This window comes from Streptomyces sp. NBC_00096 (assembly GCF_045041305.1).
In the GTDB taxonomy this organism is placed as follows: Bacteria; Actinomycetota; Actinomycetes; order Streptomycetales; family Streptomycetaceae; genus Streptomyces.
This window is the reverse complement of the sequence record NZ_CP108221.1, coordinates 1680670-1705047: the sequence shown is the minus strand read 5'-3', so window position 1 is coordinate 1705047 and position 24378 is coordinate 1680670. Positions and strand designations below refer to the sequence as shown.

The window sequence follows — 24378 nt, the reverse complement described above, 5'->3', positions numbered from 1 at the left end:
ATCCCGGGCGGCACCCGCCGCCACCATTCGACCCGACGAGCCGAGGGCCCCGCACTCCGATGAAGACGACGATGATGTTCCGCAACATAGCCAACCCGCGCCGCACCACCCTCGCCCACCTCAAGGACGCCGAGGAGCTGCAGGCCGTGCCGGCCCCGGAGCACACCGTCGAGCTGCCGGCCCAGACCGCGAACCCGCGCCGCACCATCCTCATGGACGCACCGGTCGCCGCCGCCGCGCTGTAGGGGTGTCCGGCGAAAGCCGCGCGAAGCGTCGGCCCCCACCGCGTTAGCCTGGAGTCCGCAGACTCCAGCCAGCGGAAATACAGAGGGGCAGACGCAACACGTGCGCATCGCCAGGTTCTCGATCGACGGCAATGTCGCGTTCGGCGCGGTCGAGGGCAGCACTGCCCTCGCGGCGTCCGAAGGTGAGCTCGTCCTCGACATCATCAAGGGGATCCCGTTCGCGGACTTCGAGCTCTCCGGCACGAAGGTCCCGCTGAGCAAGGTCCGGCTGCTTCCGCCCGTGCTCCCGAGCAAGATCGTGGCCATCGGCCGCAACTACGCGGAGCACGCGGCGGAGCTCGGCAACGAGGTCCCGGATTTCCCGATCACGTTCTTCAAGCCCTCCACCTCGGTGGTCGGCCCGGGCGACCCGATCACGTACCCCTCCTTCTCCCAGGACCTGCACCACGAGGCGGAGCTCGCCGTGGTCATCGGCCGCATGTGCCGCGAGGTCCCGCGCGAGCGGGTCAAGGACGTCATCCTCGGCTACACCTGCGCCAACGACGTCACCGCGCGCGACGTCCAGCAGCGCGAGAAGCAGTGGGCCCGGGCCAAGGGCTTCGACAGCTCCTGCCCCCTCGGCCCCTGGATCGAGACCGATCTGGACCCGGGCGACCTGACCATCCAGTGCACCGTCAACGGCGAACAGCGCCAGCTCGGGCGCACCAGCCAGATGGTCCGCTCCATCGAGGACCTGATCGTGCACATCACCGAGGCCATGACGCTGCTCCCGGGCGACGTCATCCTCACGGGGACCCCGGCCGGAGTCGGCCCCCTCAACGTCGGCGACGAGGTCGCCGTCACCATCGAAGGCATCGGCACTCTCACCAACAAGGTGATCAAGCGTGGCTAACGCGACCCCCCGCGTACGTTTCTGTCCGTCCCCGACCGGCAACCCCCACGTGGGCCTGGTCCGCACCGCCCTCTTCAACTGGGCGTTCGCCCGCCACCACGGCGGTACGTTCGTCTTCCGCATCGAGGACACCGACGCGGCCCGCGACTCCGAGGAGTCGTACGACCAGCTGCTCGACTCGCTGCGCTGGCTCGGCTTCACCTGGGACGAGGGTCCCGAGGTGGGCGGCCCGCACGCCCCGTACCGCCAGTCCGAGCGGATGGACATCTACCGGGACGTCGCGCAGAAGCTCCAGGACGGCGGCTACGCCTACCACTGCTACTGCACCACCGAGGAGCTGGACGCCCGCCGCGACGCCGCCCGCGCCGCCGGCAAGCCGTCGGGCTACGACGGCACCTGCCGCGACCTCTCGGACGACCAGAAGGCCGCGTACGAGGCCGAGGGCCGCTCCTCGATCGTCCGGTTCCGGATGCCCGACGAGACGATCACCTTCACGGACCTGGTCCGCGGCGAGCTGTCCTTCAGCCCGGAGAACGTGCCGGACTTCGGCATCGTCCGCGCCAACGGCGCCCCGCTGTACACGCTCGTCAACCCGGTCGACGACGCGCTGATGGAGATCACCCACGTCCTGCGCGGCGAGGACCTGCTGTCCTCCACCCCGCGCCAGATCGCGCTCTACGGGGCCCTGATCGAGCTCGGCATCGCCAAGGCGGTGCCGGCCTTCGGCCACCTGCCGTACGTGATGGGCGAGGGCAACAAGAAGCTCTCCAAGCGCGACCCCGAGGCCTCGCTCAACCTGTACCGCGAGCGCGGCTTCCTCCCCGAGGGCCTGCTGAACTACCTCTCGCTGCTGGGCTGGTCCTTCTCCAAGGACCAGGACATCTTCTCGATCGAGCAGATGGTGGAGAAGTTCGACATCCCGGACGTCAACGCCAACCCGGCGCGCTTCGACCTGAAGAAGGCCGAGTCGATCAACGGCGACCACATCCGCCTGCTCGACCCGAAGGCCTTCGCGGACGCCTGCGCCCCGTGGCTCACGGCCCCGCACGCCAACTGGGCGCCCGAGGACTTCGACGCCGCCGCCTGGGAGCGCATCGCGCCGCACGCCCAGACCCGCGTCACGGTCCTCTCCGACATCACCGCCAACGTCGACTTCCTGTTCCTGAAGGAGCCGGTGGAGGACGAGGCCTCGTGGGACAAGGCGATGAAGGGCGAGCCGGCGGCCCTCCTCACCACGGCCCGCGAGAACCTGGCCGCGGCGGACTGGTCGGACCCGGAGTCCCTCAAGCAGGCCGTCCTGACCGCCGGCGAGGCCCACGGCCTCAAGCTCGGCAAGGCGCAGGCCCCGGTCCGCGTGGCGGTCACCGGCCGCACGATCGGCCTCCCGCTCTTCGAGTCCCTGGAGATCCTGGGCAAGGGCCGCTCCCTGTCCCGCATCGACGCGACCCTGGCGAAGCTGACCGCCTGACCCGCCCTCCCCGCAGGGGCGGCAGCCGACCCGGCTGCCGCCCCTGCGGCGTTGTGCGGAGGGTGTCGCGAGATCGCGAGGCGATCGCCGCGCGTGAAATCGGGAGCCGCAGGTGATCGTCCTTGACCACACGGCGGTCCTGGCGCTGTGCCGCGGCCACCGGCTGCCGTCCGCCATTGCCGTCGTCGAAGTGGACGATCCGTCCCGGCGGGCCCACGTACCCGCCCTGTGCCTGGTCGCCGCCGGCATGGAGCTGGCGGGCACCGCCGCGCACGTGGGGGCGTTGCCCGGTCTGGAGTTCCTGCCGCTCGACTTCGCGGGCGCGGCCGCGGCCGGTGCGGTGGAGGGGCAGGTGCTGACCGCGACGCCCGAGGCGTACGACGGTACGGGGGTCTGGGCCGTCGACATCGGGAAGGCCTAGAAAGCCCCTCCGGAGCCGCGGGCGCGGGCGTAGGGTCGGCCGTATGCCGATTCGTGCCGTCCTGTGGGACATCGACGACACCCTGTTCGACTACACCGGAGCCGACCGGGCCGGGCTCGCGGCGCATCTGGCCGACGAGGGGATCGCGGAGCGGTACGGGGCACCGGGCGAGGCGCTCGCGCTGTGGCGGCGGATCACCGACCGGTACTGGGAGCGCTTCGCGGCCGGGGAGGGGACCTTCCAGGGGCAGCGCCGGGACCGGGTGCGCGAGTTCCTCGGGGAGCCCGCGATGAGCGACGCGCAGGCCGACGGCTGGTTCGGGCGGTACGTCGAGCACTACACGGCCGCCTGGGAGCTGTTCCCCGACGTGGTGCCCGTACTGGACGTCCTCGCGGCCGGCTACCGGCACGGCGTGCTCTCCAACTCCTCCGTCGTCAACCAGGACCCCAAGCTGCGCAGCCTCGGCCTGCGCGACCGCTTCGAGGTCCTCGTGTGCGCCGTTGAGCTGGGGGTCAGCAAGCCGGAGGCGGGCGCCTTCCTCGCGGCGTGCGACGAGATGGGGCTGGAGCCCGGGGAGGTGGTCTACGTGGGAGACCAGCCGGAGATCGACGCGCGCGGCGCCCGTGACGCCGGGCTGACGGCGGTCTGGCTCGACCGCGACGGCCTGCGCGGGCCGGGGCCCGACGGCGTGCACAGGATCGCCGGTCTCGAACGGCTCCCGGAGGTGCTGGCCGGGGATACCCGTTTTGGAGCACGGTCAGGCATCCGGTAATGTTCTTTCTGCGCCGCCCGAGCGGGCCGAAAGGCCGGGCCGGAGGCGCTAACCGAACGAAAGCCCCTCAGGGTCTTGAGTTTTGGTGGGCTATAGTGTAATTGGCAACACGAGGGTTTCTGGTTCCCTTATTCTAGGTTCGAGTCCTGGTAGCCCAGCGCAGTGCAGTAGTAACGCAGTGCTTGCCCCCGTTGTGTAGCGGCCTAGCACGCCGCCCTCTCAAGGCGGTAGCGCCGGTTCGAATCCGGTCGGGGGTACAGATCCTTCCCGCGAGATCTCCAGGGTCGCACCCGGATGTTTTGATGCAGGATCGCTAGGGCCCCCGTTGTGTAGCGGCCTAGCACGCCGCCCTCTCAAGGCGGTAGCGCCGGTTCGAATCCGGTCGGGGGTACTGTGTCTAGCTGGTCTAGACCTTTGGGCTATAGTGTAATTGGCAACACGAGAGTTTCTGGTTCTCTTATTCTAGGTTCGAGTCCTGGTAGCCCAGCGCAGCACCGCAGTAACAGCTAGCCCCCGTTGTGTAGCGGCCTAGCACGCCGCCCTCTCAAGGCGGTAGCGCCGGTTCGAATCCGGTCGGGGGTACGCACAGAAGAGGCCCTCCGCGTTCATCGCGGAGGGCCTCTTCCTCGTTTCCGGGCGCGGACGCAAGTATGGGCCCGGAGGCGCGCGTTCGGACGTGTGCGGCGTCGTGCGCGCCCCCGGGCCCGGGGGAGTGGTGGGAGGTCGGAAGGGTCAGCTGGATCGGCGCAGGGCCTCCGTCAGACGGGCGGCCGCGTCGATGACGGCCTGGGCGTGCATGCGCCCCGGGTGCCGGGTCAGGCGCTCGATCGGCCCGGAGACCGACACCGAGGCCACCACGCGGTTCGAGGGGCCGCGCACCGGCGCCGAGACGGAGGCCACGCCGGGCTCCCGCTCGCCGATCGACTGCGCCCAGCCGCGGCGCCGTACGCCCGAGAGCGCCGTCGCCGTGAAGCGCGCGCCCTGCAGGCCGCGGTGGAGCCGCTCGGGCTCCTCCCAGGCCATCAGGATCTGCGCGGCCGAACCGGCCTTCATCGGGAGCGTGGAGCCCACCGGGACGGTGTCCCGCAGGCCCGACAGCCGCTCCGCGGCCGCAACGCAGATGCGCATGTCGCCCTGACGCCGGTAGAGCTGCGCGCTCTCTCCCGTCACGTCCCGGAGGTGGGTGAGCACCGGTCCGGCCGTGGCCAGCAGGCGGTCCTCGCCGGCCGCGGCGGCGAGCTCCGCCAGCCGCGGTCCGAGGATGAACCGGCCCTGCATGTCCCTCGCCACCATCCGGTGGTGTTCCAGTGCCACGGCAAGGCGATGTGCCGTGGGTCGTGCGAGCCCTGTCGCCGCGACCAGCCCGGCGAGGGTGGCCGGACCGGACTCCAGTGCGCTCAGTACCAGAGCTGCCTTGTCGAGAACGCCGACGCCGCTAGAGTTGTCCATGAAACGATATTCGCGTCTCACACTGTGAAACGCAAGTTCAATTTTTCCAAGAACCAGCGAGTCTGTATGTGCGGGTCCACGAACCACTGGGTCCGAGCCGTCGTCCGGGACGTGGGGTACGGACGATCAGGCGCACAAGATCTCTATCAAGCGCCGGCACAACCGGCCGGCCGGAGGGAAAGCGATGGGTAGGACACTCGCGGAGAAGGTCTGGGACGACCATGTCGTCAGGCGCGCCGAAGGTGAGCCCGACCTCCTCTTCATTGATCTGCACCTGCTGCACGAGGTGACCAGCCCGCAGGCCTTCGAGGGTCTGCGCCAGGCCGGCCGCAAGGTCCGACGCCTCGACCTCACCATCGCGACCGAGGACCACAACACCCCCACGATCGACATCGACAAGCCGATCGCGGACCCGGTCTCCCGGGCCCAGCTGGAGACGCTGCGCAAGAACTGCGCCGAGTTCGGCGTGCGACTGCACTCGCTGGGCGATGTCGAGCAGGGCGTCGTCCACGTGGTGGGACCGCAGCTGGGCCTGACCCAGCCGGGCACCACCGTGGTCTGCGGGGACTCGCACACCTCCACGCACGGCGCCTTCGGCGCGCTGGCCTTCGGCATCGGCACCAGCCAGGTCGAGCACGTGCTGGCGACCCAGACGCTGCCGCTGGCCCGCCCCAAGACGATGGCGATCACCGTCACCGGCGCGCTGGCCGACGGCGTCACCGCCAAGGACCTGATCTTGGCGATCATCGCCAAGATCGGCACCGGCGGCGGCCAGGGCTACATCCTGGAGTACCGGGGCGAGGCCATCGAGCAGCTGTCGATGGAAGCCCGCATGACCATCTGCAACATGTCGATCGAGGCCGGCGCCCGCGCGGGCATGATCGCCCCCGACCAGACCACCTTCGACTACCTCGAGGGCCGCGACCACGCCCCGACGGGCGAGGACTGGGACGCGGCGGTCGCGTACTGGAAGACCCTGCGCACGGACGAGGACGCCGCCTTCGACGCCGAGGTCGTCATCGACGGCACCACGCTGTCGCCGTTCGTCACCTGGGGCACCAACCCCGGCCAGGGCGCGCCCCTGTCGGCCAACGTCCCCGACCCTGCTTCGTACGAGGACGCTTCGGAGCGCTTCGCCGCCGAAAAGGCCCTGGAATACATGGGGTTGACCGCCGGACAGCCGCTGCGCGACATCAAGGTCGACACCGTCTTCGTAGGTTCCTGCACCAACGGCCGCATCGAGGACCTGCGCGCCGTCGCCGGCATCGTCGAGGGCCGCAAAGTCGCCGACGGCGTACGGATGCTGGTCGTCCCCGGCTCGGTGCGCGTCGCGCTCCAGGCAGTCGCCGAGGGCCTGGACAAGGTCTTCAAGGAGGCCGGCGCCGAATGGCGGCACGCGGGCTGTTCGATGTGTCTGGGCATGAACCCGGACCAGTTGGCGCCCGGTGAGCGCTCCGCGTCCACCTCCAACCGCAACTTCGAGGGCCGGCAGGGCAAGGGCGGGCGCACCCACCTGGTCTCCCCGCAGGTGGCCGCCGCCACCGCGGTGCTGGGCCATCTGGCCTCACCCGCCGACCTGTCCGACGCCACCGCGACCGCCGGAGTCTGAGAACGATGGAAGCCTTCACCACCCACACCGGCCGGGCCGTCCCGCTGCGCCGCAGCAACGTCGACACCGACCAGATCATCCCCGCCCACTGGCTGAAGAAGATCACCCGCGACGGGTTCGAGGACGGGCTTTTCGAGGCCTGGCGCAAGGACCCGGAGTTCATCACGAACCGTCCCGAGCGCGAGGGGGCGACCGTGCTGGTCGCCGGCCCCGACTTCGGCACCGGTTCCTCGCGCGAGCACGCCGTATGGGCCCTGCAGAACTTCGGCTTCAAGACGGTCATCTCCTCCCGCTTCGCCGACATCTTCCGCGGCAACTCGCTGAAGAACGGTCTGCTGACCGTCGTCCTGCCGCAGGAGACCGTCGAGCAGCTGTGGAAGCTGACCGAGGCCGACCCCACCGCCGAGATCACCGTCGACCTGGTCGACCGCCAGGTCCGAGCCGAAGGTGTCGTCGCGGAGTTCGAGCTCGACGACAACGCCCGGTGGAGGCTGCTGGAGGGGCTGGACGACATCTCGCTCACCCTTCAGAACGAAGGGGACATCGCGACCTACGAAAGCGTTCGACCCACCTTCAAGCCGCGCACGATTCAGGCGTGATTCCTGCCTGATCAGCGCTTATTCGCCTTCGGGTGATCACATAGGCAACACTGTGCCCCCTGCCTTCCGGCAGGGGGCACAGTCGTGTGTTGAGGCCCCGTGAGGCGACAACTCGCCCCAGATGGCACAATCTGTGCATGGAACGCGACAGTCAACTTGAGCTCTACGGACTTGTCGGGGACCGATTGAAAGAAGCACACACACGGGTTCGCTCACTGCAAGTCCCGGAGGGCGTAAGGATGGCGCTGACCCGGAAGCTGTTGGTCGTCACTGCTGCGGCGAAGCACGATCTCGCCGATGCCGCAGTGCGCCTGGACAGGTTGATGAAGGACCTCGACGAGGGTCGATTCCCTGAAGGCGACTGATGCGAAGGAACTCCGTAACGGCCTACAACGTTGCGGCACTAGGGTGATAAGCCCGTTTCGTGTTTGATTTGCGGTATATATCCGCCTAACGTGCGAAATAAGCTTGAACACATTCGTTCTGGCGAAGTCTCCGAAGGGGAAGACGTTGAACAAGGCGCAGCTCGTAGAAGCGATTGCCGACAAGCTGGGCGGCCGTCAGCAGGCCGCGGACGCTGTCGACGCGGTACTGGACGCCATCGTCCGCGCGACCGTCGCGGGCGACCGGGTCTCGGTCACGGGCTTCGGCTCGTTCGAGAAGGTGGACCGCCCGGCCCGCTACGCCCGCAACCCGCAGACGGGTGAGCGCGTCCGGGTCAAGAAGACCTCGGTTCCCCGTTTCCGTGCGGGCCAGGGCTTCAAGGACCTGGTCAGCGGCACCAAGAAGCTGCCCAGGGGCGGCGAGGTATCGGTGAAGAAGGCGCCCAAGGGCAGCCTCACGAGTGGGTCTTCCGCCGCCTCCGCCACGGTGAAGAAGGCCGCGGCGAAGAAGGCCACCACCGCCAAGAAGGCCGCAGTCGCCGCCAAGACCACGGTCGCGAAGAAGACCACGGCCAAGAAGGTCACGGCCACCGCCAAGAAGACGGTCGCCAAGACCGCCGTGGCGAAGAAGGCCGCGCCCGCGGCGGCCAAGAAGGCCACGGTCAAGAAGGCCGTGGCGACGGCGAAGAAGGCCACCGCCACCGCGAAGAAGACCGCACCGGCGGCCAAGAAGGCCACCGCGTCGACGAAGGCGCCCGCCAAGAAGACGGCGACGCGCAAGGCCACCGCGAAGAAGACCACCGCCCGCAAGACCAAGTAGGGCACGAGTCACACACGCCGGGCCGGCTTCCCCACCGTGGGGAAGCCGGCCCGCGGTGCGTTCGCGAGACCGTGAGGTCAGAAGGTCTGCAGCGTGACCAGGGTGATCCGCAAAACCGGGCCCTCGCCGTCCGTCTCGATCCGGACCCGCTGCCCGGGGCGCAGCAGCCGCAGGCCGCCCGCGTCGAACGCCGGGGCCTCGAAGGGCACGGGGGTGCCGTCGTCCAGCAGCACGCTGCCGCTGCGGGTCTGGGAGTCGTACGTGTACGCGGTCGCCTGCATACGGGCACTGTATCGGGCCGTATGGCGCCCCACACCGAGGGTGAGGGCGGTGCGCAGATCCGCCGCCGTGTCCACGTCCCGGCGGACGCTGTCGACGCCGGCGAGTGCCATTTCCACCGCTCCCGAGGCCGAATGCCGGGCCCGTGAGGGACCGCCGAACGAGGGCGCCAATTCCACGTCCGGAGCAGCGGAAAGCAAGGTCGTCCCGATTCCCGCCGCATCCGCCAGAAATGCCCGGGGAAATACCGAAGCGGTTTCGAGCACGCGTAGCAATTCGGGCGGCCGCAGCGCGGGCAGATCCGCGTTCATCGCGGCCACCGCCGCCCCCGGCCGGCCCGCCCTCACCGCCCGCGCCCCATGGGCGAGCGCCGCGTTGAGACCGGCGGCCGGGGAGTCCGGCACGATCCGTGCCCCCAGCCGCGCCAGTTCCGCCCCGGCGGCCGAATCGTCCGTGACGACCACCACATCCGCGACCGCCGCGCAGGCCAGCGCCCCTGCGACGGTGTCCAGCGCGAAGGCGAGGGCCAGCCCCGGCCGGGACCCTCCCACGGCCACCGCGAGGCGGCTCTTGGCCACCGCCAAGGGCTTCAGCGGGACGACCAGACTCCAGACGGCGTTCGTGACGGACCCCTTCCCTCCGGCCCGCGCTTCCGCGGCCGTTTGGGCCATGTGCGGGTCATGGCCTGGTCATGCATGGGCCCATTGTCACCTCAGGCCGGGCCACCCGGGGCCTGGTCGGGGCGTGCGGGGCGTACGGTGTTCTCGACAGAGACCGGACCCGGGGCGAGACTTGTCCGGCCCCGGGGTGCCCAAGCCGCGCACCGGTCCTAGAGGAAGGTGTCCGAGTGTCCCGCCGCAGAATCGGCTTCTGGTACCGCCTTGCGGCGGCCATCGCGAAACCGCCGCTGACAGTGTTCTTCAAGCGGGACTGGCGGGGAATGGAGCACATTCCGGCCGAGGGCGGATTTATCACCGCCGTCAATCACAACTCGTATCTGGACCCGCTGTCCTACGCGCACTTCCAGTACAACACCGGCCGGGTGCCCCGATTGCTCGGCAAGGCGGCCCTCTTCAAGGTCCCCATTGTCGGCGCGATCCTGCGGGGCTCCGGCCAGATCCCCGTCTACCGGGAGTCCACCAACGCCCTGGACGCATTCCGGGCAGCCGTGGACGCGATCGAGCGCGGTGAATGCGTGGCCTTTTACCCGGAAGGCACCCTCACCCGGGACCCCGACATGTGGCCGATGGCCGGCAAGACCGGCGCGGCCCGCGTGGCCCTGATCACCCGGGCCCCCGTCATTCCGGTGGCCCAGTGGGGCGCGAATCTCGCGATGCCGCCCTACGCCAAGGAGAACAAGGTCAGCCTGTTCCCGCGCAAAACCCTCCAGGTCCTCGCCGGACCGCCCGTGGACCTCTCCGAGTACTACGACCGGGAACCCACCCCGGCCGTGCTCAAGGAGGTCACCGAGGTCATCATGGCGGCCATCACCGGGCTCCTGGAGGAACTGCGGGGCGAGAGCGCGCCCACGCAGCCGTACGACCATCGCAAGGCCAGGGCGGAACAGCGGCGCAAGGCCGCGGGGGAGGGCAACAAGTGACACGTCCCGTGAAGGCAGCCGTATTCGGAACCGGCTCCTGGGGCACGGCCTTCGCCATGGTGCTCGCCGACGCCGGCTGCGAGGTGGTCCTGTGGGGCCGCCGCCAGGAGCTGGCCGATGCCATCAACACCGGCCGGACCAACCCGGACTACCTGCCCGGCGTGGAACTGCCCGCGAACATCCGGGCCACCACCGACGCCGCCGAGGCCGCGCGCGACGCCGACTTCACGGTCCTCGCCGTCCCCTCCCAGACCCTGCGCGGCAACCTCGCGGACTGGGCCCCGCTGCTGGCCCCCGACACGGTGCTCGTCTCCCTGATGAAGGGCGTCGAACTCGGCACCGCCAAGCGGATGAGCGAGGTCATCGAAGAGGTGGCCAAGGTCCCCGCGGCCCGGGTCGCCGTCGTCACCGGCCCCAACCTGGCCCGCGAGATCGCCGCCCGGCAGCCCGCCGCCTCCGTGGTCGCCTGCGTGGACGAAGCCGCCGCCCGGCGGCTCCAGGCCGCCTGCCACACCCCGTACTTCCGCCCGTACACCAGCACCGACGTCGTGGGCTGCGAGCTCGGCGGCGCCGTCAAGAACGTCATCGGCCTCGCCGTCGGCATCGCGGACGGCATGGGGCTCGGCGACAACACCAAGGGCTCGCTCATCACCCGCGGCCTCGCCGAGGCCACCCGCCTGGGCCTGGCGATGGGCGCCGACCCGCTCACCTTCTCCGGCCTCGCGGGCCTCGGCGACCTCGTCGCGACCTGCTCCTCGCCGCTCTCCCGGAACCACACCTTCGGCACCAACCTCGGCCGCGGGATGACCCTGGAGGAGACCATCGCGGTCACCAGGCAGACCGCCGAGGGCGTCAAGTCCTGCCAGTCCGTGGCCGATCTGGCCCGCCGCCACGGAGTCGACATGCCGATCACCGACACGGTCGTCGACATCGTCCACCACGGCAAGCCGACCCTGGTCGCACTCAAGGAACTCATGGGGCGCAGCGCCAAACCGGAACGGCGCTGACTGCTTTCCGGACGTGTGAGCGGGTACCCTCGTGGCGATATGAGCAGCGAGAACCTCCCCCAGACCCCTGAGCAGCAGGGCCGCAAGCCCCGCGTGGCCGTCGTGTTCGGCGGCCGCAGCTCGGAACACGCCATCTCGGTCGTCACCGCGGGCGCCGTCCTGCGGTCCATCGACCGCTCCAAGTACGAGGTGCTGCCCATCGGCATCACCACGGACGGCCGGTGGGCGCTGACCTCCGACGAGCCCGCCCGGATGGCGATCTCCGACGGCAAGCTCCCCGACGTCGCGCAGCTCGCCGAGTCCGAGGACGGCGCCGTCGTGCTCTCCGTCGACCCGGCCAGCCGCGAGGTCGTCTACACCGAGCCCGGCGCCGTCCCCAAGGCCCTGGGCGAGGTGGACGTGGTCTTCCCCGTCCTGCACGGCCCGTACGGCGAGGACGGCACCCTCCAGGGCCTCCTGGAGCTCTCCGGCATCCCGTACGTCGGCTCGGGCGTCCTCGCCTCCGCCGTCGGCCAGGACAAGGACTACATGAAGCGGGTCTTCACGTCCTTCGGGCTGCGCGTCGGCCCGTACGTGACCATCCGCCCCCGCGAGTGGGAGAACGACCGCGAGGGCGCCCTCGCCCGCATCGCGGACTTCGCCGGCGAACACGGCTGGCCCCTGTTCGTCAAGCCCGCCCGGGCCGGTTCCTCGATCGGCATCACCAAGGTCGACGACCCCTCCGGGCTGGACGCCGCGATCCGCGAGGCCCGCCGCCACGACCCGAAGATCATCGTGGAGGCGCTGCTGCGCGGCCGCGAGATCGAGTGCGGGGTCCTGGAGTTCGAGGACGGGCCGCGCGCGAGCGTGCCCGCCGAGATCCCGCCGGTCTCCAGCCACGACTTCTACGACTTCGAGGCGAAGTACATCGACGCGGCCTCCGGACTCGTGCCCGCCCCGCTCACCCCGGAGCAGACCGCCGAAGTCCAGAAGCTCGCGATCGAGGCCTTCGACGCCGCGTCCTGCGAGGGCCTGGTGCGCGCCGACTTCTTCCTCACCGAGGACGGCACCTTCGTCATCAACGAGATCAACACGATGCCGGGCTTCACGCCGATCTCCATGTACCCGCGCATGTGGCAGGAGTCGGGCATCGAGTACCCGGAGCTGGTGGACCGCCTGATCCAGGCCGCCCTGCGCCGCTCCACCGGGCTGCGCTAGCACCCGGGCACGAAGCCCCGTACGAAGTTCCGTACGCGACGAGGCCCGCCCGCCGGCTCCCCGAAAGGGGACGTCCGGCGGGCGGGCCTCGTGAGCGCGGGGCACCGAGCGGGCCCGCCCGTCCGGCGGGCCGGCGCGGTCAGTACGAGGAGATGCCCTCGGGTACGGTCTTGGCGATCGCGGCCGACAGGCCCACCAGCATGCCCGCATCCGTGGCATGCTCCTTGTCGACCCGGACCTCCGTGTACGCCAGCCGCATTCCGGTGGTGAACCGGAAGCCGCCGTCGTCCAGCTTCTCCAGGAGCCAGCCGACGCCGTTCACCTCGACACCGTCCTGCTTCTCGTCCAGCATCTTCGCGGGCCGGGGGATACCGCACCGCAGTACGATCGCCGAGCCGCCCCACGCGGCGGTCAGGTCCGACTCCGGCAGCGCCGGGGTCCGGTCCAGCGAGGCCACCGTCCCGGGAAGCTCCTTGTGCAGCGCCGCACAGAGACCCGCCACCGCGGCGGGCGGAGCGGACGGCGGATCCACCCGGGCCCCGGAACCACCCGGGGAACAGCCCGCGGCGGCCGGAACGGCCAGCGCGGTCAGTGCGGCGAGCAGAGAGAAGGGCCGGCGGTGTCGTGACATCACCGGCCAAGAGTAGACGGGGGCTACAGATGGACCACCGGGCAGGTCAAGGTGCGGGTGATCCCCTCCACCTGCTGGACGTTGGCCACGACCATGCGGCCGAGCTCGTCCACGGTGTCGGCCTGGGCGCGCACGATCACGTCGTACGGGCCCGTCACGTCCTCGGCCTGGATCACCCCCGGGATCTGCCCGATGGACTCGGCGACGGACGACGCCTTGCCCACCTCGGTCTGGATGAGGATGTACGCCTGTACCACGGAACCTCCAGGGCGGCCACGAGGATCATTTCCCCTACCCTTCGGGTGGGCCCGGGGATGACGGGTGGGCCCGGGGAAGAAGGGACGCCACGGTACCGCGTCGCCGAGCGCCGCGGGGAGACCCGGGGGTCCGGCTCCACGCACAGCGCGGCGTACGGAGAGCAGAAGTTGACGTATCTGTTGACGGTACCCAGAGCTGTGACGGCTCGCGACCGCAAGCGGACTGGGCAAGAAGGGGCACAGCGATGAAGGGCACTGTGGGCGAGCTGGGGGAGTTCGGGCTCATTCGGGAGCTCACCTCACGGCTCACCACCACCCCGGCGGTCCGGCTCGGACCGGGCGACGACGCCGCGGTGGTGTCGGCCCCCGACCGGCGGGTCGTGGCGAGCACGGACATCCTGCTGGAGGGGCGGCACTTCAGGCGGGACTGGTCCACGGCCTACGACGTCGGCCGCAAGGCCGCCGCGCAGAACCTCGCCGACATCGCCGCCATGGGCGCGGTGCCGACCGCGCTCCTGCTCGGTCTCGTCGTACCCGCCGAGCTCCCGGTCACCTGGCCCACCGAGCTGATGGACGGCATCCGCGACGAGTGCCAGGTCGCCGGCGCGGCCGTGGTCGGCGGCGACGTGGTCCGCGGCGACATCATCACCGTGGCCATCACCGCGCTGGGCGACCTGCGCAACCACGAGCCCGTGCTGCGCTCCGGCGCCCAGCCCGGCGACGTGGTGGCCGTGACCGGCTGGCTCGGCTGGTCCGCGGCCGGGTTCGCGGTCCTCTCGCGCGGCTTCCGTTCGCCGCGGGCCTTCGTGGAGGCCCACCGGCGGCCCGAGCCGCCGTACCACGCCGGCCCCGCGGCCGCCGGACTCGGCGCCACCGCCATGACCGACGTCAGCGACGGACTGATCGCGGACCTCGGGCACATCGCCGAGGCCAGCAAGGTACGGATCGACCTGCGCTCGGCGGCCGTCGACATCCCGACGCAGATGCACGACATCGGGCAGGCCGTCGGCGTGGACCCGCTCCAGTGGGTCCTCACCGGGGGAGAGGACCACGCCATCGTGGCCACCTTCCCGCCCGACGTGAAGCTCCCGGCCCGCTGGAAGGTCATCGGCGAGGTGCAGAACCGCTCCGCCCTGCCCCAGGTGACCGTCGACGGCGCCCCCTGGACCAGCACCGGCGGCTGGGACCACTTCGGCGGCGACGCGGCCGCGGAGGAATCCCCGCGATGAGCGGTTCCCCCGGGGAACGGCCGCACCGGCAACAGCGGCCGCAGGCACAGCCGCGGCCGCACCCGCCGCTGTGCCTGACCGTCGCCGGATCCGATTCCGGCGGCGGCGCGGGCATCCAGGCCGACCTCAAGACCATGCTGGCGCTCGGGGTCCACGGGATGAGCGTGGTGACCGCCGTGACCGCGCAGAACTCCCTCGGCGTCAAAGGCGTCTGGGAACTGCCCGCGGAGGCCGTCAGGGGCCAGTACAGGGCCGTGGTGGACGACATCGGCGTCCAGGCCGTCAAGACGGGGATGCTGTCGTCCGCGGAGCTCGTGGAAACCGTGGCCGAACTCCTGGCCGGGACCCGGGCCCCGGCCGTCGTGGACCCGGTCGGCGTCTCCAAGCACGGGGACGCGCTGCTCGCGGCCACGGCGCTGGACGCCGTACGCAAGGAACTGCTGCCCCGGGCCACCGTCGCCACGCCCAACCTCGACGAGGTGACCCAGCTCACCGGCGTCGTCGTGGAGAGCGAGGACGACATGCGCCGGGCCGCCGACGCGGTCCTCGCGTACGGACCCGCGTGGGCGCTGATCAAGGGCGGTCACCTCGCCGCGCACGGGGACGAGGCCGTGGACCTGCTGACGGACGGCGCCGACGTGCGCTGGCTGCGGGCCCCCCGCCACGACAACCGGCACACGCACGGCACCGGCTGCACGCTCGCCAGCGCCATCGCCGCGGGCCTGGCGAAGGGCCTGGCCGTCCCGGAGGCCGTCATCGGGGCCAAGGAGTACGTCACGGGCGCCATCGCGGCCGGGTTCGCGCTGGGCGCGGGCATCGGACCGGTGGACCACGCCTGGCAGTGGCACTGAAACGCCCGTAGGGCCTGCTCCTCCCCGCGGGTTCACGGGGAGGAGCAGGCCCTACGGGTTCGATCTGGCAAAGCAAGAGGCCGGTCCACCAGGTGGACCGGCCTTCTCAGCAACCGGAAAGGGCTGCGCTACGACGGGAGGCGTCAGCGCGAGACCTTGCCGGCCTTGATGCACGAGGTGCAGGCGTTGAGGCGCTTCGGCGTCCCATTGACCACGGCACGGACACGCTGGATGTTCGGGTTCCAGCGACGCGAGGTGCGGCGGTGCGAGTGGGAAATGCTGTTGCCGAAGCTCGGCCCCTTGGCGCAAACGTCGCAGTTGGCAGCCACAGGTCACTCCAAAGACTTCAGATGCACTTACAGTGAATCCCGGCGCACCGGTATCAGGGATCTGAAGTGGTTTGCCGGGGGGAATGGCCCGACTCTCATCGGGCAACCGGAGCAGCATACAACGACTGCCTCGGTCCAAGAAAACTACCATGACCGCGGCCGCCCCCGCCCCGGGGTCCCGCCGGACCGGCAGTCCTTCGTTACCCTGCGGTGAACCCTGGCCCGCACAAGGAGGAACGCCCGGTGGCGCACGAGCTTCAGCCGCAGCCCCCCGACGAGCTCGACGCCGAAGCGGTGCGCACCTGGAGCTCGCTGGCCCTGGCCGCACTGGGCCGGGCCCGCGAGGACATCGACGCGATCAACGTCTATCCCGTCGCCGACGCGGACACCGGCACCAACCTCTACCTGACCGCCGAATCGGCCGACCGCGAGCTCGGTGAGGTCCTCGCCGGAGTGACGGAGGGCACAGCCGGAGCCACCCTCCCCGAGGCCGTACGGGCCTTCGCGCACGGCGCCCTGATAGGCGCCCGGGGCAACTCCGGGACGATCCTCGCGCAGCTGCTGCGCGGAGTGGCCGACGTACTCGGAGACGAACCCGGCGGGCGCGATCCCGCGCGGCTGCTCGCCCAGGCGCTGACCCGGGCCGCCGAGGAGGCCTACCGGGCCGTCGCGCACCCGGTGGAGGGCACCATGCTCACCGTCGCCGCCGCGGCCGCCCGGGCCGCCGCCCTCGCCGAGGCCGCCGCCGGGAACGCCGCCGACGTGGCCCGGGCCGCCTACGACGGGGCCCGCGCGGCCCTCGCCGAAACCCCGGGGCAGCTGGCCGCGCTGGGGCGGGCCGGGGTGGTCGACGCCGGGGGCTGCGGGCTGGTCGCCGTACTCGGGGCCCTGTGGCAGGCGCTGTCCGGGCAGGAGCCGGCCGCCGAGCCGGTACGCGGCCGGGCCGTGCCCGTACCGCGGCCGCCCGAGCCCTGCGCCGAGGAGCACGGCGGACCCGCGTACGAGGTGATCTACCTGCTGGAGGCCGCCGAGACGGAGGTCGGGGAGCTGCGCACGCGCCTCGACGCGCTCGGCGACTCCCTGGTGGTGGTCGGCGGCGACGGGCTGTGGAACGTCCACGTCCACGTCGACGACCCCGGCGCGGCCGTGGAGGCCGCGGTGGTCGCCGGGCGGCCCTACCGGATCCGCATCACGCACTTCGGCGACGAACGGCGCCGGGCCCGCGGCGAGCGCGCCCGGCGGGCCGTGGTCGCCGTGGTCCAGGGCGAGGGGCTGGTCGTGCTGTGCGGAGACGCCGGAGCCACCACCGTGCTCGCCCGGCCCGGGGAACCGCCTGCCGTCGCCGAACTGGTCGACGCCATCCGCGAGGCGCACGCCCGCGAGGTCGTGCTGCTCCCGAACGCCGCGGAACTGCGGGCCGCCGCCTCCGCCGCCGCCGAACAGGCCCGCGCCGAGGGCGTACGGGTCGCCGTGATCCCCACCCGTTCCGAGGTCCAGGGCCTGGCCGCGCTGGCCGTCCACGACGGGGACGGCACCTTCGACGAGGACGTGGTCGCCATGACCGCGGCCGCCGGAGCCACCCGCTACGGCGAACTCGCCGTCGCCGAACGGCAGTCCTTCACCTCGGCCGGCATCTGCCAGGCCGGCGACGTGCTCGGGCTCATCGACGGCGACGTGGTCGTCATCGGCAACCGCCTGGAGGAGACCGCCGAGGCCGTCCTGGCCCGGATGCTCGGCTCCGGCGGCGAACTGGTCACCCTGGTCCTGGGACCCGAGGTGCCGGACGCACTGGCCGAGCGGCTGGAGGCGTACGTCCAGCACGGACACCTGGCCGTCGACACCGTGACCTACCACGGCGGGCGCTGGTCGGCGCCGCTGCTCATCGGGGTGGAATAGCCGGGTTGTCGGCGCCATGGTGTGCAATGGAACACGTGCCCGCGCTCGACGAAGACCTCAAGAAGACCCTCGGCCCCGCCACCGCCAAGGTGCTGGCCGAGCAGCTCGGCCTGCACACGGCCCTGGACCTGCTCCACCACTACCCCCGGCGGTACGCGGAGCGTGGCGAGCTGACCTCCCTGGACGACCTCGCCGACCAGATCGACGAACACGTCACGGTCGTCGCGCAGGTCGCCGACGCACGGCTGCTGACGTACCAGGGCAGCCGGGGCGGCGGCAAACGCCTCGAAGTCACCATCACCGACGGCAACGGGCGGCTCCAGCTCGTCTTCTTCGGGTCGGGCGTCCACAAACCGCACAAGGAACTGCTCCCCGGAAGCCGCGCGATGTTCGCGGGCAAGGTCGGGATGTTCAACCACAAGCTCCAGCTGGCCCACCCCGCCTACGAGCCGCTCGGCGCCGACGCCTCCGACCGGGACGCGGCGACCGCCTTCGCCAACCAGCTCATCCCCATCTACCCGGCCTGCGCGAAGCTCGAGTCCTGGAAGATCGCCAAGTGCGTGGACGCGGTGCTCCCCACGGCGCAGGAGGTCGTGGACCCGCTGCCGGCCGCCCTGCGCGAGGACCGCGCACTGGTCCCGCTCACCGAGGCGCTGCTGAAGATCCACCGCCCGGCCACCAAGGCCGACATCGAGGACGCCCGCTCCCGCCTCAAGTGGGACGAGGCCTTCGTCCTCCAGGTCGCCCTGGCCCGCCGCCGGCACGCCGACTCCCAGCTCCCGGCCGTGCCCCGCCGCCCCACCCCCGGCGGCCTGCTCGAATCCTTCGACGCCAAGCTGCCGTTCACCCTCACCGACGGCCAGCGGACGGTCTCCGGGGAGATCTTCGACGACCTCGCCACCGACCACCCCATGCACCGGCTCCTCCAGGGCGAGGTCGGCTCCGGCAAGACGCTCGTGGCGCTGCGGGCCATGCTCGCCGTCGTCGACTCGGGCGGTCAGGCCGCGATGCTCGCGCCCACCGAGGTGCTCGCGCAGCAGCACCACCGCTCCGTCACCGAGATGATGGGCGAGCTCGCCGAGGGGGGCATGCTCGGCGGATCCGACCGGGGCACCAAGGTCGTCCTGCTCACCGGCTCGATGGGGATGCCCGCCCGGCGCCAGGCCCTGCTCGACCTGATCACCGGCGAGGCCGGGATCGTGATCGGCACCCACGCGCTGATCGAGGACAAGGTGCAGTTCCACGACCTCGGCCTGGTCGTCGTCGACGAGCAGCACCGCTTCGGCGTGGAACAGCGCGACGCCCTGCGCTCCAAGGGCAAGCAGCCCCCGCACCTGCTCGTCATGACCGCGACCCCGATCCCGCGCACGGTCGCCATGACCGTCTTCGGCGATCTGGAGACCTCCGTACTGGACCAGCTGCCGGCCGGCCGTTCCCCGATCGCCACCCACGTGGTGCCGGCCAGGGACAAACCGCACTTCCTGGCCCGGACCTGGGAGCGGATCCGAGAGGAGGTGGAGAACGGCCACCAGGCGTACGTGGTCTGCCCGCGCATCGGCGACGGGGAGGACGACCCGAAGAACGGCAAGGGCGGCAAGGGCGCCAAGGGGGCCAAGGACGCCAAGAAGAAGGCGGCCGAGGAGGACGGCGACAGGCGGCCCCCGCTCGCGGTGCTGGACATCGCCGAGCAGCTCACCCGCGGTCCCCTCGCCGGAATCTCCGTCGAGGTGCTGCACGGGCGGATGGACCCCGCCGACAAGGATGACGTCATGCGCCGTTTCACCGCCGGCGAGGTGAAGGTGCTGGTCGCCACCACCGTCATCGAGGTCGGTGTGAACGTCCCGAACTCCACCGTCATGGTGATCATGGACGCGGACCGCTTCGGCGTCTCCCAGCTCCACCAGCTGCGCGGCCGCGTCGGCCGCGGCTCCGCCCCGGGGCTGTGCCTGCTGGTCAGCGAGATGCACGAGGCCAGCCCCGCCCGCGCCCGGCTCGCGGCCGTCGCCGCCACGCTGGACGGCTTCGAGCTCTCCCGCATCGACCTGGAGCAGCGCCGCGAGGGCGACGTGCTCGGCCAGGCCCAGTCCGGCGTCCGCTCCTCGCTGCGCATGCTCGCGGTCATCGAGGACGAGGAGGTCATCACCCAGGCCCGCGAGGAGGCCACCCGCGTGGTCGCCGCCGACCCCGAGCTGGCGGACCTGCCGGGCCTGCGGACCGCCCTGGAGGCCCTGCTGGACACCGAGCGCGAGCAGTACCTGGAGAAGGGCTGACGGGTACGACCTATCGTTGGAGCCCTGCACCATCCTCTGCTCGCCCCACCGAAGGACCCCAGATGACCCGCGTGATCGCCGGAAGCGCCGGCGGGCGACGCCTCGCCGTCCCGCCCGGCACCGGCACCCGCCCGACCTCGGACCGGATGCGCGAAGGCCTCTTCTCCACCTGGGAGTCGCTGCACGGGACCGAGGGGGCCCGCGTCCTCGACCTCTACGCCGGTTCCGGCGCCGTCGGCCTGGAGGCGCTCTCCCGCGGCGCGGACCACGCGCTGCTGGTCGAGCCCGACGCCAAGGCCGCCAAGGCCATCCGGGACAACATCAAGTCGGTCGGGCTGCCCGGCGCCGAGTTCCGGGCGGGCAGGGCCGAGCAGATCGCGGCCCTCCCCGCGCACGGGGACCCGTACGACGTGGTCTTCCTGGACCCGCCGTACGAGGTGGAGCACGGCGAACTGTGCGAGATCCTCCTCACACTCCGGTCCAATGGCTGGCTCAGCGACGACGCGCTCGTCACCGTGGAGCGCAGGACGAGGAGCGGCGCCTTCCCGTGGCCCGAGGGCTTCGAGCCGCTCCGGTCCAGGAAGTACGGCGAGGGCACCCTTTGGTACGGTCGCGCCGCCTTCACCAGCGAAGAGTCATGAAGCCCGCACCCGGGAGCGAGGGAATGCACGTGCGCCGCGCCGTCTGTCCGGGGTCGTTCGACCCCATCACCAACGGACACCTCGACATCATCGGCCGGGCCTCCCGGCTCTACGACGTGGTCCACGTCGCCGTGATGATCAACCAGTCCAAGCAGGGTCTCTTCACCGTCGAGGAGCGGATCGAGCTGATCCGCGAGGCGACCGCCGGCTACGGCAACATCGAGGTCGAGTCCTTCCACGGGCTCCTCGTCGACTTCTGCAAGCAGCGCGAGATCCCGGCCATCGTCAAGGGCCTGCGTGCCGTCAGCGACTTCGACTACGAGCTCCAGATGGCCCAGATGAACATGGGGCTGTCGGGCGTCGAGACGCTGTTCGTCCCGACCAACCCCACCTACAGCTTCCTGTCCTCCTCCCTGGTCAAGGAAGTCGCGGCCTGGGGCGGCGACGTCGCCCACCTGCTGCCCGCACACGTGCACGCCGCGCTGCTGGAGCGGCTGGCCAACCGCTGACCCCCGGCGCCCGGCGCCTCCCACGCCCCTGACGTGCTGTCAGTCGGTGTCGGCTCCCGGCCCGGTGGCCTTACAGTCTTCCCGTCCGTCTCGGGAACCGCCCGGGGCCGAGAGAGTGCGAGCACACATGGACGTGCAGAAGAAGCTCGACGAGATCGTCGCGGCCGTCGGCAGCGCCCGGTCCATGCCCATGTCGGCCTCGTGCGTGATCAACCGCGCCGAGCTGCTCGCCCTGCTCGAAGAGGTGCGCGGGGCCCTGCCGGGCTCGCTCGCACAGGCCCAGGAGCTCATCGGCGGCCGGGAGCAGATGGTCGAGGAGGCCCGCCGGGAGGCGGACCGGATCATCGAGTCGGCGCACGCCCAGCGCGGTTCGCTGATCTCCGACACCGAGGTCGCCCGGCGCTCCCAGGACGAGGCGGACCGGATCCTGGCGGACGCCCGCCGGGAGGCGGACGAGGTCAAGGCCGAGGCCGACGACTACGTCGACAGCAAGCTCGCGAACTTCGAGGTCGTGCTCACCAAGACCATCGGCTCGGTGGACCGCGGCCGCGAGAAGCTGCTGGGCCGGGGGCCGGGACTCGACGACCAGGGCTACCCGGACGCCGAGGCGCCCGAACGCAGCCACGACCCGGAGACCCAGCGGCAGCAGGCGGACGCCTACGTGGACAGCAAGCTGGCGACCTTCGAGGCGGTGCTCTCCAAGACCCTGGAGGCCGTCGGCCGGGGCCGCCAGAAGCTCCTCGGCCGCGTGGCCACCGACGACCTCGGCGCGCACATGGCAGCCCAGGACGCGGCGGGGCTCCAGCAGTCCCGCCCGGCCAGCGACGCCGACTTCCTGGCGGGTCTGGCCGAGCCGCAGGCCCCGCTGATCCCCGCGCAGGCACAGGCGCAGCCGGAGCCGGTGTACGACGCGTACTCCTACCAGCAGCCCGTCCAGCAGGACGCCTACGCGTACCAGGACCCGTACGGGAGCTACCAGCAGGTGCAGCAGCCCGACCCGTACGCGGTCCCGTACGACCAGCAGCCCGACCCGTACGGCGGCTACCAGCAGCCGCAGCAGGGCACGCAGGAGCAGCAGGCGGCGCTCGACGAGACCAGCTTCTTCGACACGAGCATGATCAACCTGGATCAGCTGCGCCAGTACGAGCAGGGCCGCTGACCTCCCCTCCGCACCTGGATTGGGCTCAGGGCGAAGCGGCGGGTATCCTGGCTCTTCGGTCGCGCGTATGCACCGCGATCCATGCTGCCCTTGAGTGGCGGAAATCTTGATCTTCAGCAGTCTCCAGTGATTTTGTGAAAGCAGGAACGGCCCTGAATACCCGCCTCGACCACCACAACCCCCTCGTGTTCGACACGCACGAGCTGGGTCGGCGTCCTGGTGCGATGCTGCGGCTGTCCCGTGAGATCGCGGCGCCGGCGGACCTCGGTCTCGCCGGTGTCATCGGAGTGCCGGAAGGCAGCCGGCTGAACCTCAAGCTCCGCCTGGAGTCGGTCATGGAAGGGGTGCTCGTCACAGGCACCGCCCGTGGATCGGCCGTGGGAGAATGCGTAAGGTGTCTGGAGGCCGTCGAGCGTGAGCTCAAGGCGGACTTCCAGGAAATGTTCTCGTACCCTGACGCCGACGACCGGAACCGCTCCAAGGCGGAGCCGGCCGACGACGCCGAGGACGACGAGGACACGCTCTTTATCGAGGACGGCTTGTTCGACCTCGAACCCGTGCTGCGCGATGTGGTGGTGCTCGCACTGCCGCTGCAGCCGGTGTGCCGGGAGGACTGTCTCGGACTGTGCCCCGATTGCGGGCTCAGCCTGAACGACGACCCGGACCACCACCATGACGCCGTCGACATCCGTTGGGCGGCACTGCAGGGACTCGTCACCGATCAGGGCGTCGAGAAGGACAATATGAGCGGCACTGCCTCCGACGGAGTTCAGGGCGCCGCCGAGAAGCAGGAGAAGTAGCCGTGGCTGTTCCGAAGCGGAAGATGTCGCGCAGCAACACGCGCCACCGCCGGTCGCAGTGGAAGGCTGCGGTCCCCACCCTGGTTTCGTGTGAGCGTTGCCAGGAGCCGAAGCTCCAGCACATTGCGTGCCCGAGCTGCGGCACCTACAACAAGCGCCAGGTCCTCGAGGTCTGAGCGGCTGGTGAGAGGCGCAATGTCTGAGCTGTCCAACGCTGAGAAGCAGGCAGACAGTAACAACGCGGCCTCGTCCCACGTGCTTCTGGAAGGGCGGCTCGGGTATCGACTCGAGTCCGCCCTTCTGGTGCGTGCGCTGACCCACCGCTCGTACGCGTACGAGAACGGCGGTCTGCCCACCAACGAACGGCTGGAGTTCCTCGGGGACTCCGTGCTGGGCCTGGTGGTCACGGACACGCTGTACACGACCCACCCCGACCTGCCGGAAGGCCAACTGGCCAAACTGCGGGCCGCGGTAGTCAACTCGCGTGCACTTGCGGAGGTCAGCCGCGGCCTCGAACTCGGTCTCTTCATCCGGCTCGGCCGGGGCGAAGAGGGCACGGGTGGCCGGGACAAGGCGTCCATCCTCGCCGACACCCTTGAAGCGGTGATCGGCGCGGTCTACCTCGATCAGGGCCTCGACGCGGCCTCGGAGCTGGTTCACCGGCTCTTCGACCCGCTCATCGAGAAGTCCTCCAACCTCGGTGCCGGCCTGGACTGGAAGACCAGTCTCCAGGAACTCACGGCGGCCGAAGGCCTCGGTGTGCCGGAATACCTGGTCACCGAGTCCGGTCCGGACCACGAGAAGACCTTCACCGCCGCCGCGCGCGTCGGTGGGACCTCCTACGGCACCGGCATCGGACGCAGCAAGAAGGAAGCGGAACAGCAGGCGGCGGAATCCGCGTGGCGCGGTATCAGTACCGTGGCGGACGAGCGGACCGCGGCGCAGGCCGCGCCCGTTCCGGCCGAGGCCGACGGGGCGCCGACGCCCGCCGACCCGGCGCCGGGCGCCTGACGGCTCCTTCCGGATTTTCCCCGCCCGCCCCCGCATCGCGGGGGCGGGCGGACC

General features: G+C 70.9%; 26 protein-coding genes, 5 tRNA genes and 1 pseudogene. 27 read left to right on the top strand and 5 right to left on the bottom strand.

Features of this window, described 5'->3' with window-relative positions; all coding sequences use genetic code 11:
• The first annotated feature begins 59 nt into the window (after window positions 1-59).
• The 10 genes from OG904_RS07070 (at window position 60) to OG904_RS07025 (ending at window position 4380) form a co-directional block, all read left to right on the top strand.
• A complete protein-coding gene (locus OG904_RS07070) occupies window positions 60-245 on the top strand; it encodes a hypothetical protein (RefSeq protein WP_405488458.1) in 186 nt (61 codons plus the stop codon).
• Window positions 246-345: 100 nt separating this feature from the next.
• Entirely contained in the window at window positions 346-1137 is a 792-nt protein-coding gene (locus OG904_RS07065; protein WP_405488456.1) for a fumarylacetoacetate hydrolase family protein, read from the top strand.
• Window positions 1130-2605, top strand: a complete 1476-nt coding sequence (gene gltX / locus OG904_RS07060) for a glutamate--tRNA ligase (RefSeq protein WP_405488454.1) — start codon at window positions 1130-1132, stop codon at window positions 2603-2605. Before OG904_RS07065 ends, gltX begins: the two co-directional genes overlap by 8 nt.
• Window positions 2606-2717: 112 nt before the next feature.
• On the top strand, window positions 2718-3026 hold the full coding sequence (locus OG904_RS07055; RefSeq protein ID WP_405488452.1) for a hypothetical protein: 309 nt from the start codon (window positions 2718-2720) through the stop codon (window positions 3024-3026).
• Between the two features lie 43 nt (window positions 3027-3069).
• Entirely contained in the window at window positions 3070-3798 is a 729-nt protein-coding gene (locus OG904_RS07050; protein ID WP_405488450.1) for an HAD family hydrolase, read from the top strand.
• Window positions 3799-3884: 86 nt separating this feature from the next.
• Window positions 3885-3956 (top strand) — tRNA-Gln (locus OG904_RS07045).
• 26 nt (window positions 3957-3982) lie between these two features.
• Window positions 3983-4055 (top strand) — tRNA-Glu (locus OG904_RS07040).
• 61 nt (window positions 4056-4116) lie between these two features.
• Window positions 4117-4189 (top strand) — tRNA-Glu (locus OG904_RS07035).
• 24 nt (window positions 4190-4213) lie between these two features.
• Window positions 4214-4285, top strand: a tRNA-Gln gene (locus OG904_RS07030).
• A 22-nt stretch (window positions 4286-4307) separates the two neighbouring features.
• A tRNA-Glu gene (locus OG904_RS07025) sits at window positions 4308-4380 on the top strand.
• 150 nt (window positions 4381-4530) lie between these two features.
• Here OG904_RS07025 and ndgR read toward each other — a convergent pair.
• Window positions 4531-5247, bottom strand: a complete 717-nt coding sequence (gene ndgR / locus OG904_RS07020; RefSeq protein WP_112450208.1) for an IclR family transcriptional regulator NdgR — start codon at window positions 5245-5247, stop codon at window positions 4531-4533.
• Window positions 5248-5431: 184 nt separating this feature from the next.
• Between ndgR and leuC the strand changes: the two genes are divergently transcribed.
• The 4 genes from leuC to OG904_RS07000 all read left to right on the top strand — a co-directional run bounded on the left by leuC (window position 5432) and on the right by OG904_RS07000 (window position 8658).
• Window positions 5432-6856 (top strand): 3-isopropylmalate dehydratase large subunit, encoded by a 1425-nt coding sequence (gene leuC / locus OG904_RS07015; RefSeq protein ID WP_405488448.1) that lies wholly within the window; start codon window positions 5432-5434, stop codon window positions 6854-6856.
• Between the two features lie 5 nt (window positions 6857-6861).
• Window positions 6862-7455: a 3-isopropylmalate dehydratase small subunit gene (gene leuD, locus OG904_RS07010; RefSeq protein ID WP_405488446.1), complete on the top strand. Its 594-nt coding sequence runs from the start codon at window positions 6862-6864 to the stop codon at window positions 7453-7455.
• A 137-nt stretch (window positions 7456-7592) separates the two neighbouring features.
• On the top strand, window positions 7593-7820 hold the full coding sequence (locus OG904_RS07005; RefSeq protein WP_328301002.1) for a hypothetical protein: 228 nt from the start codon (window positions 7593-7595) through the stop codon (window positions 7818-7820).
• A gap of 145 nt (window positions 7821-7965) precedes the next feature.
• On the top strand, window positions 7966-8658 hold the full coding sequence (locus tag OG904_RS07000; RefSeq protein WP_405488443.1) for an HU family DNA-binding protein: 693 nt from the start codon (window positions 7966-7968) through the stop codon (window positions 8656-8658).
• Between the two features lie 284 nt (window positions 8659-8942).
• Here the strand turns inward: OG904_RS07000 and cofC are convergent.
• Window positions 8943-9608: pseudogene (cofC, locus tag OG904_RS06995) on the bottom strand (2-phospho-L-lactate guanylyltransferase); the annotation flags it as partial.
• 176 nt (window positions 9609-9784) lie between these two features.
• Between cofC and OG904_RS06990 the strand changes: the two are divergent.
• Genes OG904_RS06990 through OG904_RS06980 form a run of 3 tightly spaced genes read left to right on the top strand, consistent with a single transcriptional unit; the run spans window position 9785 to window position 12741 of the window.
• Entirely contained in the window at window positions 9785-10537 is a 753-nt protein-coding gene (locus OG904_RS06990) for a lysophospholipid acyltransferase family protein (RefSeq protein ID WP_405488441.1), read from the top strand.
• The gene (locus tag OG904_RS06985; protein WP_405488439.1) at window positions 10534-11544 is read left to right on the top strand and encodes an NAD(P)H-dependent glycerol-3-phosphate dehydrogenase; all 1011 of its coding nucleotides are present in this window, start codon (window positions 10534-10536) and stop codon (window positions 11542-11544) included. The genes OG904_RS06990 and OG904_RS06985 overlap by 4 nt, the downstream gene beginning before the upstream one ends.
• Before the next feature lie 39 nt (window positions 11545-11583).
• Complete coding sequence (locus tag OG904_RS06980; RefSeq protein WP_405488437.1) at window positions 11584-12741, top strand: D-alanine--D-alanine ligase family protein; 1158 nt, start codon at window positions 11584-11586, stop codon at window positions 12739-12741.
• 139 nt (window positions 12742-12880) lie between these two features.
• On the opposite strand, the gene OG904_RS06975 is transcribed toward OG904_RS06980, so the two are convergent.
• Both OG904_RS06975 and OG904_RS06970 read right to left on the bottom strand, forming a co-directional pair.
• The gene (locus tag OG904_RS06975; protein WP_405497830.1) at window positions 12881-13372 is read right to left on the bottom strand and encodes a DUF3515 domain-containing protein; all 492 of its coding nucleotides are present in this window, start codon (window positions 13370-13372) and stop codon (window positions 12881-12883) included.
• A 23-nt stretch (window positions 13373-13395) separates the two neighbouring features.
• Window positions 13396-13629, bottom strand: coding sequence for an Lrp/AsnC family transcriptional regulator (locus OG904_RS06970; RefSeq protein WP_405488435.1), 234 nt, complete (start codon window positions 13627-13629; stop codon window positions 13396-13398).
• A gap of 245 nt (window positions 13630-13874) precedes the next feature.
• Between OG904_RS06970 and OG904_RS06965 the strand changes: the two genes are divergently transcribed.
• Together OG904_RS06965 and thiD are read left to right on the top strand one after the other, a co-directional pair.
• The gene (locus tag OG904_RS06965; RefSeq protein ID WP_405488433.1) at window positions 13875-14858 is read left to right on the top strand and encodes a thiamine-phosphate kinase; all 984 of its coding nucleotides are present in this window, start codon (window positions 13875-13877) and stop codon (window positions 14856-14858) included.
• Window positions 14855-15709 (top strand): bifunctional hydroxymethylpyrimidine kinase/phosphomethylpyrimidine kinase, encoded by an 855-nt coding sequence (thiD, locus tag OG904_RS06960; protein WP_405488431.1) that lies wholly within the window; start codon window positions 14855-14857, stop codon window positions 15707-15709. Before OG904_RS06965 ends, thiD begins: the two co-directional genes overlap by 4 nt.
• A 143-nt stretch (window positions 15710-15852) precedes the next feature.
• On the opposite strand, the gene rpmB is transcribed toward thiD, so the two are convergent.
• Entirely contained in the window at window positions 15853-16038 is a 186-nt protein-coding gene (rpmB, locus tag OG904_RS06955) for a 50S ribosomal protein L28 (RefSeq protein ID WP_073911113.1), read from the bottom strand.
• A 243-nt stretch (window positions 16039-16281) separates the two neighbouring features.
• Between rpmB and OG904_RS06950 the strand changes: the two genes are divergently transcribed.
• From OG904_RS06950 to rnc, 8 genes are all read left to right on the top strand, one after another.
• Window positions 16282-17934 carry a DAK2 domain-containing protein gene (locus OG904_RS06950; protein WP_405488429.1) on the top strand — a complete coding sequence of 551 codons (1653 nt, stop codon included), beginning with the start codon at window positions 16282-16284 and terminating at the stop codon, window positions 17932-17934.
• A gap of 26 nt (window positions 17935-17960) precedes the next feature.
• On the top strand, window positions 17961-20204 hold the full coding sequence (recG, locus tag OG904_RS06945) for an ATP-dependent DNA helicase RecG (RefSeq protein WP_405488427.1): 2244 nt from the start codon (window positions 17961-17963) through the stop codon (window positions 20202-20204).
• Between the two features lie 62 nt (window positions 20205-20266).
• A complete protein-coding gene (rsmD, locus tag OG904_RS06940) occupies window positions 20267-20845 on the top strand; it encodes a 16S rRNA (guanine(966)-N(2))-methyltransferase RsmD (protein WP_405488425.1) in 579 nt (192 codons plus the stop codon).
• Window positions 20846-20874: 29 nt separating this feature from the next.
• Window positions 20875-21354 (top strand): pantetheine-phosphate adenylyltransferase, encoded by a 480-nt coding sequence (gene coaD, locus OG904_RS06935; RefSeq protein ID WP_328301013.1) that lies wholly within the window; start codon window positions 20875-20877, stop codon window positions 21352-21354.
• A 127-nt stretch (window positions 21355-21481) separates the two neighbouring features.
• Window positions 21482-22513 carry a cell division initiation protein gene (locus OG904_RS06930; protein WP_405488423.1) on the top strand — a complete coding sequence of 344 codons (1032 nt, stop codon included), beginning with the start codon at window positions 21482-21484 and terminating at the stop codon, window positions 22511-22513.
• A gap of 152 nt (window positions 22514-22665) precedes the next feature.
• On the top strand, window positions 22666-23313 hold the full coding sequence (locus tag OG904_RS06925; protein ID WP_405497827.1) for a YceD family protein: 648 nt from the start codon (window positions 22666-22668) through the stop codon (window positions 23311-23313).
• Between the two features lie 2 nt (window positions 23314-23315).
• Window positions 23316-23489: a 50S ribosomal protein L32 gene (gene rpmF / locus OG904_RS06920; protein ID WP_003965982.1), complete on the top strand. Its 174-nt coding sequence runs from the start codon at window positions 23316-23318 to the stop codon at window positions 23487-23489.
• Between the two features lie 19 nt (window positions 23490-23508).
• On the top strand, window positions 23509-24324 hold the full coding sequence (rnc, locus tag OG904_RS06915) for a ribonuclease III (RefSeq protein ID WP_405488421.1): 816 nt from the start codon (window positions 23509-23511) through the stop codon (window positions 24322-24324).
• Window positions 24325-24378: the final 54 nt, after the last annotated feature.